Raw genomic sequence first — 17695 nt, 5'->3', positions numbered from 1 at the left:
GCTTGCTCTGCTTTTTCTTTCTCGCCCACGCCAAACTCGCAAACGTTGTCTGCTCCCCCACGCTCTTTCCTCCCGCCTCACCTTGTCGGTCTTTCTGCTCTTCGTTATTAGACGACTTGCTAGATGACTTGTTCAGAGATTCCTTATGTTGACTAAAGGATATCGATTCGGTAATCCAAAACTACCGGAATTTTAGTCCGCTATTTTATTGAGGGGCAGCAGTGATGGATCAGCTCAATAACGTTAAAAAAGTCCGCGAGGCGAAGATGTTGAGCAAATCTGAATTGGCCCGTTTGGCGGGAATATCGCCTTTGACGCTTCAACGAATTGAAATGGGCAAGGATTGCCGCATGGCGACCAAGCGCAAGATCTTATTAGCCTTAGGTCTGTCCATCGAGCAAAAGCACACTCTTTTCAAGCAATAATCCATGGCACCTTTTTGGAAAAACTTTAACCTCGGGTTTTTTAAATCACTGGGTAGCAACGACGGCTACGTTGCCCTCGATATCGGCTCAAGCTCGATCAAGCTGGTCGAATCGGTGGTGGATCGCAATGGTTACCTGGTTGTAAAGCTAGCGTCAGCGCCGCTGCCGGAAAATGCCATCCAAAACAACATGGTTGTCGATACCAAATCGGTGGCTGAAGCGATTCGTGCGTTGATCCGGGAATCCGGCGTCAGCGCGAAAAATGTTATCTCCGCAGTGCCCGGCCGGGCCGTGATCATGAAAAAAGTTCAGATGCCGGTTCAGGAACAGGCCGAGCTCGAAGCGAATATCGAATTTGAAGCGCAGAATGTCATCCCGGAAAATCTCGAAAACGTCAATCTCGATTATCAGATTCTCAGCAAAACCGAAGATGGCAACAAGATGGACGTGCTGTTGGTGGCGGTGAAAAAAGAGATCGTCAACAGCTATACCGATGCCATCGAAGAGGCCGGTCTGGAACCGGCGGTGATGCATGTCGATTATTTTGCCTTGGAAAATATGTTCGAGACCAACTATGCTGCCGAGACAACTCGCGGCATGGTGGGGTTGATCCATATCGGCGCGCAGAACACGAGCATCAGTCTGCTGCAAAATGGTGTATCTATTTTCACCGGCGATCTTTCTTTCGGCGGCGCTTACTTTAGCGAGTCGTTGGCGGCCCAGGCTAATTTGTCCTTGGCCGCGGCGGAGAATTTCAAGATGACGGGTCGGTCGGAGGAAGCCCAGGGATTGGATCTGGCCGCATTGGTGCGGCCGACTGCTGAGGAGTTGGCCGAGGAAATTCGCCGCACCGTGAGTCTCTATGGTGCGGTGGCCTCCGAAGAGGGCGATGGGCTTAAATTGATCTATCTCAGCGACGGTGGCGCAAAGCTAACAGGTTTGCGCACCGTGATTGAGGAGCGCCTCGGGGTGCCGGCGAGGCTGAGTGAGCCGTTTCGTAGCTTCACCGTCAGCAAAAACATCGAGCGCGAGTTTTTACTCGAAGGCGCACCGAGTTTTGCCGTGGCTGCGGGATTGTCGATCCGACGACCGGGAGATCGATGATAAAAATCAATTTACTGCCCTTCAAGCAACTCGCTGCCGAAGTCAACCGGCGCCGGGAGATTATTATCGGTGGAACGGTTTTGGCTTGTGGAATCGTCGCAATTATCGCCGTTCATATTTATCAAATGTTTCAGCTGAATTCCCTGGAAACTGAGCTCGCGACACTGCGCAACGAGCTGCAAACGCTCAACGTGAAAGTCAAAGAAGTGGGCGACTTGCAAAACAAGATCAAGGATCTGCGCGGCAAGAACAAAATCATCGCCGATCTCAATAAGAAAAAAAGCGGTCCGGTATTGGTGATGGAGAATCTCGCCCAGGCGACGCCGGCGACATTGTGGTTGACCGAACTCAAAGAAACCGGCGGCAACGTCACGCTTAATGGCCTGGCAATTGACAACAAGACCGTTGCCGATTTTATTTCCGGCTTGGAAGCGTCGAAGCATTTCAAAACCGTCGAGCTGGTGGAAACCACCCAAGGCGCGGGCACGTCCGTCGGCTATCAAAAATTCGCCATCAAGGCCGGCGTGTTATATCAACCCGATGAACCCGTTCCCGAGCCTGCGACAAAAGCCAAAGCGCCGGCGGTTAAAAAAGAGGAGAAAAAGGGTTGAACCAGCTGCTCGACAATTTACTAGAGCGGCCGAGGATTCAGCGCATCGGTATCCTGGCGGCGGCGATTATTTTGCTCGGCGCGCTCTATTACAGTTTCATTTATAGCCCGCGCTCCGATGAAGTGGCCAAGCTCGCCGATAGCGTTGAAATCGCCCGCAATGAAAAAACCGTAAAACAGCAAAAGGCGGCAAACTTGCCGCGCCTGCAGCGCGATCTCAAGCAATTGGACATGGAACTGAAAAAGGCCTTGGCGCAATTGCCTAACGACAAGCAGATGGCGCTGTTGCTGACGAGCATCTCCGCCAAGGCGCAGCAAGCCGGTCTCGATGTGCTGTTGTTTCGCCCGCGCGCGGAAACCTTTCAGGAGTTTTACGCTGAAGTGCCGGTCGATATTACGGTCAAGGGCAGGTTTCATAATACCGTCAGCTTCTTCGATGAGGTTGGCCGGCTCAATCGTTTGATCAACATCGACAGCATCGGTTTCAAGAACCCGACCATTGCCGGCGATGGTGTGATTTTGGAAACCACCAGCGTGGCCACGGCGTTCCGATTTCTTAGCGACGCCGAAAGAAAGAAAGTCGCCGAAGCCAAGGCGAAAGCTGCGAAGGGCAAGAAGTAAAATCAGATGCGTGGGCTGAAGCTGTTATCAATTTTGCTGCTGGGCTGTGGGTTGTCGGCCAGTGCAACGCTGCGGGCCCAGCAGTCCGACCCGATGCCGTCGCAGAAAGCCAAAGATGCGGTGGATAAATTCAACGATACGCCGGCGAGCATCGGTAAATCGCTGCAGGGCCTGCGCGACGCGGCAAAGAATAAACTAAAAGAAACGTTGGGCGCCAAGGCGAAAAGCGAAACTACTAAAGGCGAGCGCGTCGATTTAGAGCTGCCGAAAAAAAACCCCCAAGGGACGACGCCGGCGCCGGTAGTGAAGGACGGCATGCGCGATCCGTTCCGTCCACTGACACTGCGGGCCAAGGTGAACACCCGGGCGCGCGAAAATCTCTCGCCCCTCGAGCAGCTCGATTTATCGCAACTGAAGTTAGTTGGCATCGTCTGGGACATTAAAGACCCACGAGCGATGGTGGAAGATGGCGCTGGCCTCGGCTACGTCGTCAAAGTGGGCACGCCGATTGGCAACAACGATGGCAAGGTTAAAGCGATTCATCGCAACCAAATTGTCGTGGAAGAGTTTGGCAACGATATTTATGGCAATCGAAAAAAACATGACGTGAGCATGGGGCTCGCAACGGAGTGATGAAAATGTCACAGCGGACAATCGGTGTAGCAAATGTCGATGGCAGCCTTGCCGGTTTGGCGCCACGGCGCCAAGCACGGGCTTTGCCTGCGATCATGGCTTTTTTGTCGTTAAGCTTGAGCGCTTGCGTGGTGAACCCGGATAAAGAATATGGTCGCCAAGGCGCCGGTAGAGAAGTCAGCGGCGGCGCAGCCCGCCAGTGATAGCAAAGCCAACCCCGCCGGTGCCGAGCTGACGCTGCAAGATTTGTCGGTGCGCGAAGACCAGGGGCAAACCAGCGTGTTCTTGAAATTCTCCCAGCCGGTAAAGGAGTTTCGCCACTTTCCATTACCCACACCGGCACGCATCGTTATCGATATTTTTAACAGCGCCAATCGCTCGGCGCAGACGCTCAGTTACCGGATCGACACCCATTGGCTGTCGACATTACGCCTGACTAACCTTGATGGCAGCGTCCGCGTGACCATCGATGCGGCTGCTGCCACTGTGCCCGCCTACACGGTGGTGCCCGAAGATAATGGCATTCGCCTGGTAGTCGGTCCCGTCAACCCGAGCTTCTCGACAAAAAAAGACGTGACTCTGGTGCGCGGCGGGGCGCGCATCGATATTCGTACGCCCGAAACGACGGCAACGGCTGCCGCAGCGGCCGCGCCGACTAAGAGGTCGGCGGCGCAACCCTTGGGCAGCGATAGAGTGATCGGCGCGGACACGAGATACAGCGCCAAAAAAATTCCCTCGAATTCAAAGATGCCGATATCAAGAATGTTTTTCGTCTACTCGGCGAAGTGAGCGGTAAAAATATCGTTGTCACTGACGACGTCAATCGCAAAGTCACCGTGCGCTTGATCGAAGTTCCTTGGGATCAGGCGATGGACGTGATCATCGATACCAATGGTTTGGGTAAGGACGAGACGGGCAACGTCATCCGCATCTCCACGGCGGGACGATTGAAAACCGAGCGCGACAATCTCGCCGCGGCGAAGAAATCGGAAGAAAATCTCGAGCCGCTGCAGACCGCTTACTTGACCGTCAACTATGCCAAGGTCATGAAAGGCCAGCGCGATACCACCACCGACAAAGATCTCGTCGAAAAGGTCAAGTCGTTGCTCAGTCCGCGCGGCAAAGTGGAAGCGGACCAGCGCACTAACACGCTGATCGTTCGTGACATCAAAGCGAGCGTTGAGGATGTTCAGAACTTAATCGGTCGGCTCGATACCCGCACACCTCAGGTGCTCATCGAATCCAATCTCATCGAAACCACGCCGACGTTTACCCGTTCATTAGGCATTGAAATGGAGTCGCTGTTCAATAACGGCCGGGTGCGTACCAGCGATCGCTTCATCGCCAATCCGCCGTTCAATGGCGGTCCTCAGCCGACGCCGACGGTCAATCAATTGGTGATTCCGACTCAGGGTTTTCGCTTCGGCTATTTCGGCAACAACATCACCAGCGTGCTTTCGGCGGCTGAAGCCGAGGGCAACGTGAAAATTATTTCGCGCCCGTCGGTGGTGACGTTGAACAACGTCGAATCGATGATCGAAAGCGCGAACATCGTCCGCATACGTACTTCCGCCGCCACCGTTGGCGAAGCGGGAGCGCTGCGGGAAATTCGCGCTGGCATTACCCTCAAGGTGACGCCGCAGGTTTCCGCCGACGGCTTTATCTTGCTCAACATCAGCGCTAAATCGAGCACCCTCGATTTCGGCAAGACCGTCGACGGTATCCCGCAAGAAAATACTCGCGAAGCCAAGGTCAATGTCCTGGTCAAAGATGGCGAGACCGTTGTGCTCGGTGGGATTATGAAAGACACCGGTTCAAACTCCGAGAACGGTATTCCTTATCTAAAAGACATCCCCGCCCTCGGCTGGCTATTCAAGAAATCTTCCTGGCAAAAGGATTTCGAAGAACTAGTGATTTTCATCACGCCGCGGATCATGGCGGCGGGCGCGGAAAACTTGCCCAACGCCGAGCAGATTTGGCGCGACCAGATGAAACAAACCGAGGGTCCAGTGGCGCAGCAGACGATTCTCAGGCCCTAGCCTCTCGAAAACGAATCAGGTAAAGTGCGCCCATGTTGCGCTATGTTACGGCCGGCGAATCCCACGGCCCCTGCCTGACCATGATCGTCGACGGGGTGCCCGCCGGTTTTCCTCTCGATATCGATAAAATTAATCACGACCTCTGGCGCCGCCAGCAAGGCTATGGCCGCGGCGGGCGTATGCTGATCGAAAAGGACGAAGCGCAAATCCGTTCCGGCATCCGTTGGGGCGAGACCATGGGGTCGCCGGTGGCTCTCGGCATCGAAAACCGCGACTGGAAAAATTGGACGAAAAAAATGTCGCCCAATGCCGCGGACCGCGACGACAAGATCGCCGTGACCAAACCGCGACCGGGCCACGCCGATCTGAACGGCGTACTCAAATACGACCGCGCCGATATTCGCGATATTCTCGAGCGCGCCAGCGCGCGCGAAACCGTGGCGCGCACCGCGGTGGGTTCCTTCGCCAAACAGTTGCTCGCGCCCTTCGGCATTCGCGTCATGGGTTATATCCGCTCTATCGGCAATGTCACGGCGAATTTGGACGGCCTGACCTACGCCGAAACTTTCGAGCGTAGCGAAGAATCGCCGGTGCGCACGGCCGATAGCGCCGCCGAAGAAAAAATGATCGCGCTCATCGAAGAGTGCAAAAAAGAAGGCAACACGCTGGGTGGAGTTTTCGAAGTCGTCACTCTCGGATTGCCGCCTGGATTGGGCTCGCACACCCAATGGGATCGCAAGCTCGACGGCCGCTTGGCGCAGGCGCTGATGAGCATTCAAGCGATGAAAGGGGTCGAGATCGGCCTCGGCTTCGAAATGGCGAAGCGGCGCGGCTCCCAGGTGCATGACGAAATTTTCTTCGATCCGGCCAAGATGGTCGGCGAAGGCACGCCGCGGATCGTGCCCACCGGATTTTACCGCGGCAGCAACAATTCCGGCGGCACCGAAGGCGGCATGACCAACGGGTCGCCGTTGGTGGTGCGGGTCGCCATGAAGCCAATCTCGACCCTCATGAGTCCTTTGCAATCGGTGGACACGCGCACGAAGCAAGTGACCGACGCGTCGGTGGAGCGCTCGGATGTCTGCGCCGCCCCGGCCGCCGCGGTGGTCGGCGAATCGGTGGTGGCCTTTGAAGTCGCCAAGGTTTTTTTAGAAAAGTTTGGCGGCGACTCCTTGCGCGAAATCCGCCGCAACTACGAAAACTATCTCGAACAGATCAAGAACTATTAGCCGTTGGCATTAGCTGCAACTCAAAACATCGCGCTGATCGGTTTCATGGCGGTGGGCAAGAGCGCCGTTGGCCGCAATCTCGCCAAGCGTTTACGCCGCCGTTTCGTCGACCTCGACCGGCTGATTGAAAAAAATCAAAGCATGAAAGTGCGCGAGATCTTCAAGCAAAAGGGCGAGGATTATTTTCGCCAGTGTGAAAAACAGACCCTGGCGCAAGTTTTATCCGAGCCCGGCCAAGTGATCGCCACCGGCGGCGGCGTCGTGCTCGATGATGAAAATCTCGCTTGGTTGCGAGAAAAGTCTTTGCTGGTTTGCTTGGGAGCTGCCACCGACACGATCCTGCGCCGGGTCGGCAACGGCGCGAGCCGTCCCTTGTTGAAGGGCGCCAACCGGCGCGAGCGTATCGAAGAACTGTTTCAAGCGCGCCAGGCGCGCTACGCCCAGGCCCATGTAACGATCGCAACGGATCAATTGACTTTGAACGAAGTGGTCGACAAGATTATCGCGCTGATCCAAACCGGCGAATAGTTTTATGCAAACATTAAACGTCAATCTCGGCGCGCGCTCTTATCCGATCCATATCGGCGCGGGCATTTTACCGTGTGCCGGCGAATTGCTTGCTCAGGCGGGAATGCGCGGCAAAGTCGCGGTCGTGACCAACTCCACGATTGCGCCGCTTTACTTGGACGGCATGGTCAAGGCGCTGACTCAATCGGGATTTACCGCCGTGCCGATTCTCTTACCCGACGGCGAAGAGCACAAAAATCTTCACACCCTGCAAATCATCTTCGACCGCTTGATCGCCGAGCGCTTCGAGCGCAAGTCCTGCGTACTGGCACTGGGCGGCGGCGTGGTCGGCGATCTTGCAGGGTTCGCCGCGGCGACTTACTTGCGCGGCGTGCCTTACGTCCAAGTGCCGACGACGCTGTTAGCGCAGGTGGATTCCAGCGTCGGCGGCAAGACCGGCGTCAATCACTCCGATGGTAAAAATCTGATCGGCGCTTTCTATCAGCCGAGATTGGTCTTGATCGACGTCGACGCGCTTAGCACTTTGTCGCGACGCGAATTGATCGCCGGTTTAGCCGAAGTGATCAAGTATGGCGTGATCGAAGATCCGGCGTTGTTCGCATTGCTCGAAAGCCAGATCGGAAAATTGGTGCAGCTGGACCGCGACTTGCTGATTCAAACCATCGCGACTTCCTGTGCGATCAAGGCCCGAGTGGTCGAAGCGGACGAGCGCGAAGAGGACTACCGCGCCGTGCTCAACTTTGGCCACACCATCGGCCACGCCCTCGAAGCGGTCACTCATTACACGGAGTTTCTCCACGGCGAAGCGATCGGCGTCGGCATGGTCAAGGCGGCGGCGCTGTCCCAGCGCCAAGGTTTCTGCGATCGGCAAAGCTTCGAGCGCATTGTTGCACTCATCAAGCATGCCGGCTTGCCGAGCGAAATTCCCAGCACGGTTTCCATGCCGAGGTTGATCCAAGCCATGGAAGTCGACAAGAAAGCGGCCGCCGGCAAAATTAAATTCGTCATGTGCGACGGCATCGGCAAGACGCGCTTTCATTTACTTTCGCCCAGCGAGATATTGGCCGGGCTGAGCGCTTGATCGCCGATTAAGAAAAGGAATTAACCATGGCGCAGAAAAAAAAGATTTTGGTGCTGAATGGGCCGAATCTAAATTTGTTGGGCACCCGGCAACCGGAGATTTACGGCAAACTGACGCTGGCGCAGATTGAAAAAAAAGTCCGCGCACTGGCCAAAGAGTTAGCCGTGGAAATCGATTTTCGCCAGTCCAACAGCGAGGGCGAGTTGGTCACCTGGATTCAACAGGCGGCGGGAAAATTTGCCGCCATGGTAATCAACCCGGCGGCGTACACGCACACCAGTTTGGCGCTGCGCGATGCGATTTCAGCGGTGGGCATTCCCACCATTGAGATTCATCTGTCGAACATTCACAAGCGCGAGCAGTTTCGCCACCACTCGTTTATCGCCGAGGTGGCGGTGGGGCAGATCGCCGGATTCGGCGTCGATAGTTATTTACTGGGGTTGCGCGCGGCGGTGGCGCAGATTTCTAGTTAAGCGATTCCAATCAATTGACCGGCAGGTTTTTGCTTTTCATTTCCTGGACCAAGGCGTCGCGTTCTTTTTGTAGGCTGTCGATGCGGCTGCGCAGATCGCTCAATTCTTTTTCTTTAGCCGTATAGTTGGGCGCGTAGGGATAGGTCGGCGGTGTCGAACCCGCGCCGCCGCCACCGGCGACCTTTTGCGAGTCGTGAATGCGCGACGCCAAGTCCATCGCCCAGCTTTTCAAACCATCCTTGCTAACATTGTTGGCCGTGCCGCCGCCTTGGGTCGCGGAGATATAGTCTTGTTTGGCGGTTTCCAACTTAAACGTCACCTCAGTAAGTCTCTTTTGGTACTCCTTGGCTTCATCTTGTTCGGCCGCGCCCTTGCTCTCTCCGCTGCTTGCCGGTGGCGCGAGATCGCGCGCTGGGGATGATGCGGTTTTTTGCGGTGCCGTCGGTGCGCGTCGCGCCGCCGATTCCATCTCGCTAATGCTTACTCCTGGCCGATCGCTTGGACCGGCTTTTTGAATCGCTTGGATCTGATCCTTGGGAATCGCGATCTCGCCGCCTAAGCCGCTGAACTTGATCGTCGAACCATCCTCACGATAACTCTGCACGGTGATCTGGCGGCCGTTCTTGAGCACTAAGATCGATTGTGCGTGCGCGGCATCAATGGAGTAACCGAGGCTGACAATCGCTGCCAGCAAGATTGCTTTGGTCATTTTCATATTGAGGCAAATTATAACACAGCGGTGATTTTGGCGGAACTCGATTTTTTACTGTCGGGAAAAGGTCTTTTGCCCTGGGGGTAAAAATGTTAGCGTTTGGGCGTCTGGGAATTTTCAGCATGAACCGTGTTCATTTAAAAATCATTGCCATTGGCTGGTTTCTTATCTGTCTGATTGGACCGGTTACCTCTTGGGCCGGCGAGCCGCGTGTGCAAATACTTTCGCCCAAAGACGGCAGCCGTTTGCCCCAGGATCAGCCTTCACTATTTGTCAGCGGCAAAGTCGCGCGCGATGCCGGCCGCTCCGCCAACGTCGATATTTTTCTGGTTATCGATACTTCCGGCAGCACGGCCGAGTTTGCGGGGTCTGAATTTGCCACTCAATCAGAACTTCCTGAAAAATATCTTTTCGGCGGGCCTGCACGACCGGCACCACAGATCAGTATTTCCCGGCGCGGTATTGGAGTAGGGCCGCCACAATATGAGCCGACGCGGTATAACTTGCGCCATTCGATTTTTGGCGCCGAAATCATCGCGTCAAAACGCTTGCTAGCGCAACTCAACGCTCAAAGCACAAGAGTCGGCATCATTACTTTTGCGAAGGAAGCGAGGTTGGTGCAGACTTTGACACAAGATTTCGATCAAGTGCGGCGCGTGCTAGACCAAGTATATTGGGCCGGTCCTAACGGTGGTACCAATATGGTTGATGGTATAAGGCTCGGTATCCGTGAGTTGATGGGGCTTGGTCAAAGTTCTAAGCGCCAGGATGCTATTAAAGCGCAGTTATTAATGACGGATGGCTTGCCTTCATTGCCCACTGGCGATGGCAATAGCGTTTCCGAAACTGATGTGCAACTTACTATAAACTCGGCGCGTCTTGCTGGCAAAGCCGGTATTAAAATCCATGTATTTGGTCTAGGCGACGAGGTACTTTCCTTTCCTTGGGCCGTCCATGGAATAGCTAAAGAAAGTGGAGGAACGTTTACACCTCTTGCGCGTCCTGCTGATGTGTTAGCTGTTATGGACCAGGTTTCGGTTGTTGGCGTTGATTTTGTTCAAGTGACAAACCAAACCAGCGGCCAGAAAGCGACCCAGCTACGACTCGCCGCCGATGGCTTCTTTTCATCCGCAGTGCCGGTGGTCGAAGGAAAAAATCAGATCGACGTAGTGGCGCGTGGCAGCGACGGCTCCATCGGCCGGGATTCGATCACGATTTTTTATCAGTCGGGCAACCAAAAGTCTTTGGAGCTGGAAGTGTTTCTCGAGAGGGAAAAGAAGCTTAAATTGGAAGTAGAAAGATTGGGTCGAACTCCAGCCGAGATTCAGCGCGATGTCGAGCGCAATCGCGAAGACAGCCTGCGCCGCCCGCAACAGTTGCCGCCGGCCACCGATGGGCCGGCGCGCTAAGCGATTTGTCTTTTTAAAACTTCTTCTGGGTTCAGTGTGAGGATGTTTTCACCACGAAGGACACGAAGTTCGGAGCGATAATTATCCGAACCTTCGCGTCCTTCGTGCTCTTCGTGGTGAAAAAACCAAACCGAGTGTGGCAGAACATGCACACGAAAGCCCGAGGCACCTATTAAATTGGCAACGAAACTTATCGGGCCTTGGTTTCAGCTTCGGCGGCGATGGCGATTTCTGTCGCTCCGGCACGCTTGATGATCGACATGACTTTGACGGTGTCGCCCAACAAGACATCGCGGTCGCCGCGCAGAATCACCGTCTTATCGGCGTTGCCATTGAGCGCCTCTTGGAGAGTTTTTTCCAAACTATCTTCGCTGACTTTTTTCTGATTGACGAAGATCTCGTGCTTGGGCGTGAGCGTCACCGTGGTGCCGCGCGACTCCGAGCGAGTGGCGACCGCTTTGGGCAGATTCACTTTGCCGCCCGACTCGATCATCGCCGAGCTGGTGATCATGAAAATGATCAGCAGCACGAGAAAAATATCGGTCAGGGGCGTGATGTTAATTTCCGCGACGATGTCCGAGTTGTCGTCGCCGCCCAAGGGTGTCATCGACATGGCTGGTTGCTCAGATGCTAATACTGTGGATTACTTTGCCGACTTGGATGCGGAACAGGCCGTTCAAACTTGCGATGCGGGTTTGAAAGTAGTTGTAAAATATCACCGCGATGATCGCCACACCGAGGCCCAAGGCGGTCGCCACCAGGGCTTCAGAAATGCCGGCGGCGACGACAGCGAAGCCGCCGGTACCGGCCACCGCCATGCTCTCAAATGATTTAATGATGCCCACCACGGTGCCGAGCAGGCCGATGAACGGCGCGCTGCTGGCGACGGTGCCGAGAATCCAGAGATTTTTCTTCAGCCGTTGGGCCTCCTCGAACATCGCTTCGACAGCGACGCTGTTGGTGAGTTCCGGGTGGGCGGCGCTGTCGTGGTTGAGGATATTAAGAACGATTCTTCCCACCGGACAATCGTTGTGCTGCTTGCACATGGCGATGGCGAGATCGCGCTGGCCCTTGCGCAGCGGATCGAGCAGCGATTCGGTGATGCGCAAAGTGATCGAGCTCAAATTTTTCAGCGACCAAAAGCGCTCGAGCACGACGGTGACGCTGAGCACCGACAACAAAATTAACGGATAAGTCGCAATGGCGCCTTTATGAATGATGTCGAGAAGATCGAGACCCTGCTGCTGCATTTCTGTTCCTTCCGAAGGTTCGGAAGATGATTACCTTAAATCAAAATTAATGCAACGAAATGAGCGCCTAACCGCGCACGCGGATGGCGACTTCGAAGCGGATGATCATCGGCTCGTTGGCGAGATCTTTTAAACTGTCGGGGATCGCTGGAAACGGCGAAGCGCGCCGGATCGCGTCTAAGGCGCTGGCGTTCAAGCGCGTATCTGACGACTCCAATACTTCCGAGAGCGTCAGTTTGCCGGCGCGGTCGAGAATGAAGCGGATGGCAACTTTTTGCACGCCGGAAATATTATCCGGATACTTCCACGCCGACTCGACGCGTTTTTTTAGCTGGTTCAAATAATTACCGTAATCCGCCGCCGGAATTCCCTTGAGCCCCGTGGCGCCGCCGCCGCCCGTACCGGTGCCGGTGCCACCGCCGACGATGCCGGTGCCGCTACGGCTGCCGCCGGGTACGCCGAAAGGGCCGGCGCCAGTGCCGCTGCCAGCCAGCGCGCCGGGAATTTGGCCGCCTTCTTTGAGCGCTTTGATACCGACGTTATCACTGCCGCCTTTGAGCGCGGCTAGGCTTCTTTGATGGGCGTCGAGATCGGCGGCGGCGTTGGCCGGCAAATGGGTAGCGCTTTCCTTGGTCGGAAGTCGGACTAGCGAGTCGGCTGAGGTTTCTTTGCTGTTGATCGCTTCGCGGCGCGTGTCGAGGGCCAAGACTTTCGGTCCAGGCAATGCGACCGGTTTTGGCGGCGGCACGGCTTCGACATTATTCGTTGTCGGCGCCGGGACGTTGGTTTCCACTGAGCCGCTGTCGATCTTGCCAACGCGCTCAGCCGGTGGGATCGGTACGCCCAATTTCGGCATGGTGCGCGGACCGCCGGCGCCCTGCCCAGGGCCGATGCTCTTGGTGTCCAAGCCGCTGCGCACTTCCATCAGCTGTACGGAAATCGGCGGATTGTTTTCCGCTTTGGGCAGCGCGAGACTGCCGGCGTGGAGCGCGACATAAAATAACAGTGCATGAAACAGCAGCGAAGAAAATAAAAACCGGCTGCGAAAGAGCGAGGAAAGTTCCGACTCTCCCCATTCGCTGGAAGTGTTGTCGAGCATGTTTAGCTGCCGGGAGTCGAGAGCGGTTTGAGTCCAGCGGTGGGCGCCGGCAGCTGCTCCTGCTTGGAGAGAATTTCCAGGCCGATGGCGCTGACATCACGGCGTACCAATCGACCATTTTCAAAATAGCTCCACAGATCGGCGGCGCCGTCGCCGTTGAGATCGCGTTCTTCTTTGATCACCACTTCGCCGTCGCGGCTGCTGTCGTAGTAAATCCACAGATCGGCGCGACCGCTGCCGGTGGTGTCCTTTTCCACTTTGGCAAGGCGGCCGTTCTGAAAGCTGGCACGATAGGTCATGCGGCCCTGGCCGTCTTCATCGCGCTCTTCGCGGACGATTTGATCCTTGTCATAACTGAAAACCGTATCGGGTCGGCCGCGTCCTTTACTGTCGACATCGCGGCGAATCAATTGGCCGTCTTTGAAATAACTCCAGGTGTCGACCCGGCCATCGCCTTTGCTAGCTTCTTCTTGGCGCATCACTTCGCCAGGCTTTTGCGGATCGTAATAAATCCACAGATCCGGAACGCCGTCACCATTGACATCGCGCATTTCGACATTTTTAAACGGCTGCGGCGGTAGCGATTTGATGAGTGCGGCAACTTGAACATTCTGGGGCGCGGAATTCGCCGCGGGCGGATTGCCACTGACTGTTCGTTGCTGTGGCGCGTTGCTTGCGCGCATTGGCGTTTGCACCGGCGCCGTTCCAGCGGTTCCAGTGACTTGATTTTCCAGCTCGCGCTGGCGCGCCAGCTCTTGCTCGATGGCGGCCTCGAGCTGTTGGTCTTTATCGAGCTCCTTCCCGTAACGCAATCTCCCTTCTTCCGTCAATTTCTGGTAGGCCGCTTGAGCTTGCGCATTTTCTTCCTCGATTTTTGTATCGGCGGTAATTATTCCGTAGAGCAACCCTAATGCTCCAAGGCCAGCGCTACCGAATGGACCACCGAACATGCCCCCTAATACAGCTCCTTTATTTGCACTGTTGATGGCGTGTTCCCATCGACGAGAACTGTCTTGTTGATTCTGTTGGGTACTATTCACACCAGATTGCCCTGGACTAGTCGGGATTGGGCCCTGAGAAGGATAGGGTCGTGATCCTGGCGGATACTGGACAGGTGAAGAAGATGTGCAACCTGCCAACAGCACAATTACCAGATACAGACAAAGTAATTCGGATCTCATAATTCAAACTTTACAAAACCGATTCTACTTGATTTCTTGTTCCCGGGGCAAATTCACACTTGCTGCGAGTGGCAGAGAACTTTGAAATCTCTAATATTTGTAGCCTGCCATACTTCGAAGCTCCTCTTCAACCGTGCCGAATGGCGCGGACTTTCTCGGCGCTTCGCCGTCGTCGACTTGTTCTTGGCTGACCACTTGGCCATTTTTAAAACTGTAGCGGGCGGTAATCTTGCCTTGTTTTTTTTGATCTTCGAGCTGTTCGACTTGCTCGCCGTTGGCAAATTTGACCCAAACATCGACGCGCCGGTCGCCGTTGGTGTCGGCTTCCTGGGCGACGATTTGCCCCTGGTCGTAAAGGATGCGCAAATCGAAGATGCCATCGCCATCGCTGTCGCGCTCTTCACGTACCAGCTGATTATCTTGAAAATAGTAAACCGTGTCCCATTTGCCGCTCGCTTTGCTATCGCGTAGCCGTTTGGTGATACTGCCCTGAGAAAAAATCTCGATCATATCCATGCGGCCGCGCCCGGCGCTGTCCTCTTCGCGGCGGACCACCGCTTCGCCCTGAAAATAAACCATGCGGCTCACCTTGCCGTCGCCGCGCAGGTCTTCTTCTTGTTTGACCAGCCGGCCGTCTTGATAGTAACCCCGCAGATCGATCTTGCCGTTGTTTTTGCGGTCGAGTTCTTTGCGCACGAGCTGACCGTTGTCGAAATAGGAAAAACTATCGGCCTTGCCATCGCCGTTAGTATCTTCGTCGATGTGGCTGATCTTGCCGTCTTTGAAGTGCACCGTGCGAGTCGCTTTACCGGCTGACTTGATATTTTCTTCGCTGCGCACCGGATGACCGTTTTGATAATAAACCCACAAACTCGGTTGCCCCGAGCCGTCGGTGTCTTGGCCTTTGCGTTGGATTTCCCCGTTGGCGTCGAAAAAAAGCCAGGTGTCGATTTTGCCGTCGTTCTTACTGGCGCTTTCTTGGCGAACCGCTTTGCCGGTTTCGTAGTGGACGATCAGATCGACTTTGCCATCGAAGTTGACATCTTGTTCGACACGGAGGGTTTGGCCTTGGCTGTCGTAATGGGTCCAACGATCCATTTTGCCGTCGCCATTGGTGTCTTGTTCCTGGCGGATGACTTTGCCGCGCTCGTCGTAGTAAAAACTCGCCACCGGTTGTTGGGCCTGTGCCGGTGGCGGCATGAAAAGCAGTAGCGCGGCCAAAACGAAATCGGCGGCGTTGGGCGCACGGTGTATCATGGAGAATTAGCGGAACTCGGGACGACGCTATGGTGTCGTCGTCGTTACTTCATCATCGTTCTCGCGGCGCGCGTGGAGCCGCTGTATGGTTGCGGCAAAATGACCGAACCGCGCGGCGCTCCAACGCAGAGGCGTTTACGCTACGCCTCGGTTTGGGCTAAGTCAACGCGCGTTGAATGACGTTGATTCAGTCGCAGCGCCGAGCCAAATCGGCTTGCAAATGGCCCCATGTCAGGTAAACCTGATGGTGCAAACAGACTCTGAGCCCGCCGGTGATCAACATCGTCCAGATATCGAACTCACAAACCGCTATTGCCGAGCATGACGATCGATTCGACCGGTTGGCGAGCTGGCTGCCTTGGATAGTTTTCGCTTGTGCGATTTTCATTCTATTTTTCCAACTCGGCGCCGCGCCGTTGTTCGAACCCGACGAGGGGCGAAATTCCGAGAAGGCGCGGGAAATTCTCGTGCTCCAAGACTGGGTCACGCCCCATGACAACTTTCATCCGGTGCTCGACAAGCCGATTTTTTTTTACTGGTTGATCGCGCTGTCGTTGAAACTCCTTGGCATTTCCGAATGGGCGGCGCGCTTGCCGTCGGCGCTCGCCGCGTTGGGCTGCGTCGGCCTGGTTTATTTTTTCGCCCGCGACCATTGGGGACGCTGGCCGGCGCTGTGGAGCGCGTTGATTCTGCTCACCAGCGCGGAATTTTTTATTCTCGCGCGCATCGTCATCTTTGACATGCCGTTGACGTTTTTCCTGACTCTGGCGCTGTGCGCTTTTTACGACGCCGGCCACTGTGAAAATCTCCAGCGGCGTAGAGGGATGTGTCTGCTGCTCTACAGTGCGCTCGGCGCCGCGACTTTGATCAAAGGGCTTATCGGCATCGTTGTTCCCGGCATGGTGATATTTGCTTATCTCTTGCTCACGCGGCAGTGGGCGATGCTGCGGCGCATTTATCTGCTTCCCGGCGTCTTGCTGTTTCTCCTCTTAGTATTGCCTTGGTATCTCGAAGTCGGCGCGCGCCATGACGGTTATTTGCGCTATTATTTTTGGGACGAACATTTCGGCCGCTTCGCCAGCGACGAATTCGATCGCAGCCAGCCATGGTATTATTTCATCGTCGTCGGCTTGGTCGGATTGTTTCCCTGGACCTTGTTGCTGCCCACGCTGCTTGCCGGTTGGCGCCGCAAGGCGCTTGACGACAAGACTTTGTTTGTCGTGCTCTGGGCGGCTTTGCCGTTGTTGTTTTTTTCCCTCTCCAGGTCAAAACTGCCGCACTACATTCTGCCGATTTTCCCGGCCTTGTCGTTGTTGATCGCCGTGCCGCTGGTCAATCTTTGCCGCGAATCGCCAAAAAAAGCCCAGCGCGCGCTGCTGCTCACTTTGGGCTGCCATGGGCTCGTGGCATGCTATTTTGTCATTGGGATCGTTTATCCGGCAATCTTGCCGCGTACTATAGGCAGCGGTGTCAGCGTGCTAACCCATCCGGTCTGGCTTTATGGCATCATGGTTGCCATAACCCTGACTCTGCTTGCGTGCTGGCAAGCAACACGGAAAACTTTCCGCCAGGAGCAACTCTTTGTCGTTCAAGCCTGTGCCTTGGTCGCGTCCTTGGCTTTTGTCGCGCAGGTAATTAGCGCGCCCGCTTCGGCGCGCTCGGCTAAGGGTTTGGCGGAAAAAGCTGCGGCGATGGTTCGGCCTGACACCCAAGTGGTGTTTTACGATACCTTTCAATCGGGCATGGCTTTTTATCTGCGCGCCGAGAAACCGCTCTGGGTGGTGACCTATCGCAACAAGAAGCGGACGTTTTTGGGGAATTTTTACGCCCTGGGCAAACGGGCAGAGCCTATCGGTCCGCGCGGCCGGGCGTTGTTGGATTTCGACGAGTTTCGCGAACAGTGGAAAAGCGTCAAACGACCGATGGTGATCTTGGTTAAGGAAAAAAATCGCGCTCGTCTCGAAGCGGAAATTGGCGCCGCGCCCAAACAGGTCGGCATGGTCAACGATTACGTGGTACTTTGGAAACCTTAAACTCGATGGCG

At 55.4% G+C, this 17695-nt stretch carries 19 protein-coding genes; 13 read left to right on the top strand and 6 right to left on the bottom strand.

Annotation, left to right across the window (positions count from 1 at the left end):
* The first annotated feature begins 224 nt into the window (after window positions 1-224).
* The 11 genes from EXR70_11530 to aroQ all read left to right on the top strand — a co-directional run bounded on the left by EXR70_11530 (window position 225) and on the right by aroQ (window position 8743).
* A complete protein-coding gene (locus EXR70_11530; GenBank protein MSP39112.1) occupies window positions 225-425 on the top strand; it encodes an XRE family transcriptional regulator in 201 nt (66 codons plus the stop codon).
* A gap of 3 nt (window positions 426-428) precedes the next feature.
* Window positions 429-1529 carry a type IV pilus assembly protein PilM gene (gene pilM, locus EXR70_11525; GenBank protein MSP39111.1) on the top strand — a complete coding sequence of 367 codons (1101 nt, stop codon included), beginning with the start codon at window positions 429-431 and terminating at the stop codon, window positions 1527-1529.
* Window positions 1526-2140 (top strand): hypothetical protein, encoded by a 615-nt coding sequence (locus tag EXR70_11520; GenBank protein ID MSP39110.1) that lies wholly within the window; start codon window positions 1526-1528, stop codon window positions 2138-2140. Before pilM ends, EXR70_11520 begins: the two co-directional genes overlap by 4 nt.
* The gene (locus EXR70_11515; protein MSP39109.1) at window positions 2137-2760 is read left to right on the top strand and encodes a pilus assembly protein PilO; all 624 of its coding nucleotides are present in this window, start codon (window positions 2137-2139) and stop codon (window positions 2758-2760) included. Before EXR70_11520 ends, EXR70_11515 begins: the two co-directional genes overlap by 4 nt.
* Before the next feature lie 6 nt (window positions 2761-2766).
* Window positions 2767-3393, top strand: a complete 627-nt coding sequence (locus EXR70_11510; protein ID MSP39108.1) for a hypothetical protein — start codon at window positions 2767-2769, stop codon at window positions 3391-3393.
* A gap of 150 nt (window positions 3394-3543) precedes the next feature.
* On the top strand, window positions 3544-4182 hold the full coding sequence (locus EXR70_11505) for an AMIN domain-containing protein (protein MSP39107.1): 639 nt from the start codon (window positions 3544-3546) through the stop codon (window positions 4180-4182).
* Complete coding sequence (gene pilQ / locus EXR70_11500; protein MSP39106.1) at window positions 4107-5432, top strand: type IV pilus secretin PilQ; 1326 nt, start codon at window positions 4107-4109, stop codon at window positions 5430-5432. The genes EXR70_11505 and pilQ overlap by 76 nt, the downstream gene beginning before the upstream one ends.
* 35 nt (window positions 5433-5467) lie before the next feature.
* Window positions 5468-6661 (top strand): chorismate synthase, encoded by a 1194-nt coding sequence (locus EXR70_11495; protein ID MSP39105.1) that lies wholly within the window; start codon window positions 5468-5470, stop codon window positions 6659-6661.
* Between the two features lie 3 nt (window positions 6662-6664).
* On the top strand, window positions 6665-7189 hold the full coding sequence (locus EXR70_11490) for a shikimate kinase (protein MSP39104.1): 525 nt from the start codon (window positions 6665-6667) through the stop codon (window positions 7187-7189).
* A gap of 4 nt (window positions 7190-7193) precedes the next feature.
* A complete protein-coding gene (locus EXR70_11485) occupies window positions 7194-8270 on the top strand; it encodes a 3-dehydroquinate synthase (protein ID MSP39103.1) in 1077 nt (358 codons plus the stop codon).
* Between the two features lie 26 nt (window positions 8271-8296).
* A complete protein-coding gene (gene aroQ / locus EXR70_11480; GenBank protein MSP39102.1) occupies window positions 8297-8743 on the top strand; it encodes a type II 3-dehydroquinate dehydratase in 447 nt (148 codons plus the stop codon).
* A 10-nt stretch (window positions 8744-8753) separates the two neighbouring features.
* On the opposite strand, the gene EXR70_11475 is transcribed toward aroQ, so the two are convergent.
* A complete protein-coding gene (locus tag EXR70_11475) occupies window positions 8754-9452 on the bottom strand; it encodes a hypothetical protein (protein ID MSP39101.1) in 699 nt (232 codons plus the stop codon).
* A 92-nt stretch (window positions 9453-9544) separates the two neighbouring features.
* Between EXR70_11475 and EXR70_11470 the strand changes: the two genes are divergently transcribed.
* Entirely contained in the window at window positions 9545-10864 is a 1320-nt protein-coding gene (locus EXR70_11470) for a VWA domain-containing protein (GenBank protein ID MSP39100.1), read from the top strand.
* Window positions 10865-11054: 190 nt separating this feature from the next.
* Here the strand turns inward: EXR70_11470 and EXR70_11465 are convergent, their stop codons facing one another.
* The 5 genes from EXR70_11465 to EXR70_11445 form a co-directional block, all read right to left on the bottom strand.
* Window positions 11055-11477: a biopolymer transporter ExbD gene (locus tag EXR70_11465; protein MSP39099.1), complete on the bottom strand. Its 423-nt coding sequence runs from the start codon at window positions 11475-11477 to the stop codon at window positions 11055-11057.
* Window positions 11478-11487: 10 nt separating this feature from the next.
* A complete protein-coding gene (locus EXR70_11460; protein ID MSP39098.1) occupies window positions 11488-12114 on the bottom strand; it encodes a MotA/TolQ/ExbB proton channel family protein in 627 nt (208 codons plus the stop codon).
* A 67-nt stretch (window positions 12115-12181) separates the two neighbouring features.
* Window positions 12182-13213: an energy transducer TonB gene (locus EXR70_11455; GenBank protein ID MSP39097.1), complete on the bottom strand. Its 1032-nt coding sequence runs from the start codon at window positions 13211-13213 to the stop codon at window positions 12182-12184.
* 2 nt (window positions 13214-13215) lie between these two features.
* Window positions 13216-14118: a hypothetical protein gene (locus tag EXR70_11450; GenBank protein ID MSP39096.1), complete on the bottom strand. Its 903-nt coding sequence runs from the start codon at window positions 14116-14118 to the stop codon at window positions 13216-13218.
* Window positions 14119-14484: 366 nt separating this feature from the next.
* A complete protein-coding gene (locus EXR70_11445) occupies window positions 14485-15651 on the bottom strand; it encodes a hypothetical protein (protein MSP39095.1) in 1167 nt (388 codons plus the stop codon).
* Between the two features lie 272 nt (window positions 15652-15923).
* Here EXR70_11445 and EXR70_11440 point away from each other — a divergent pair, with 272 nt between their 5' ends.
* On the top strand, window positions 15924-17684 hold the full coding sequence (locus tag EXR70_11440) for a glycosyltransferase family 39 protein (protein ID MSP39094.1): 1761 nt from the start codon (window positions 15924-15926) through the stop codon (window positions 17682-17684).
* Window positions 17685-17695: the final 11 nt, after the last annotated feature.

Source organism: Deltaproteobacteria bacterium (assembly GCA_009692615.1).
Lineage (GTDB): Bacteria > Desulfobacterota > Binatia > UBA9968 > UBA9968 > DP-20.
Note: the sequence above shows the minus strand (reverse complement) of the source record. Positions and strands in the feature narration are given on the sequence as shown.

Coding starts and splice junctions, on each gene's coding strand:
- EXR70_11530 (MSP39112.1), top strand. CDS start 225: ATGGATCAGCTCAATAACGTTAAAAAAGTCCGCGAGGCGAAGATGTTG.
- pilM (MSP39111.1), top strand. CDS start 429: ATGGCACCTTTTTGGAAAAACTTTAACCTCGGGTTTTTTAAATCACTG.
- EXR70_11520 (MSP39110.1), top strand. CDS start 1,526: ATGATAAAAATCAATTTACTGCCCTTCAAGCAACTCGCTGCCGAAGTC.
- EXR70_11510 (MSP39108.1), top strand. CDS start 2,767: ATGCGTGGGCTGAAGCTGTTATCAATTTTGCTGCTGGGCTGTGGGTTG.
- EXR70_11505 (MSP39107.1), top strand. CDS start 3,544: ATGGTCGCCAAGGCGCCGGTAGAGAAGTCAGCGGCGGCGCAGCCCGCC.
- EXR70_11485 (MSP39103.1), top strand. CDS start 7,194: ATGCAAACATTAAACGTCAATCTCGGCGCGCGCTCTTATCCGATCCAT.
- aroQ (MSP39102.1), top strand. CDS start 8,297: ATGGCGCAGAAAAAAAAGATTTTGGTGCTGAATGGGCCGAATCTAAAT.
- EXR70_11475 (MSP39101.1), bottom strand. CDS start 9,452: ATGACCAAAGCAATCTTGCTGGCAGCGATTGTCAGCCTCGGTTACTCC.
- EXR70_11470 (MSP39100.1), top strand. CDS start 9,545: ATGTTAGCGTTTGGGCGTCTGGGAATTTTCAGCATGAACCGTGTTCAT.
- EXR70_11465 (MSP39099.1), bottom strand. CDS start 11,477: ATGTCGATGACACCCTTGGGCGGCGACGACAACTCGGACATCGTCGCG.
- EXR70_11460 (MSP39098.1), bottom strand. CDS start 12,114: ATGCAGCAGCAGGGTCTCGATCTTCTCGACATCATTCATAAAGGCGCC.
- EXR70_11455 (MSP39097.1), bottom strand. CDS start 13,213: ATGCTCGACAACACTTCCAGCGAATGGGGAGAGTCGGAACTTTCCTCG.
- EXR70_11445 (MSP39095.1), bottom strand. CDS start 15,651: ATGATACACCGTGCGCCCAACGCCGCCGATTTCGTTTTGGCCGCGCTA.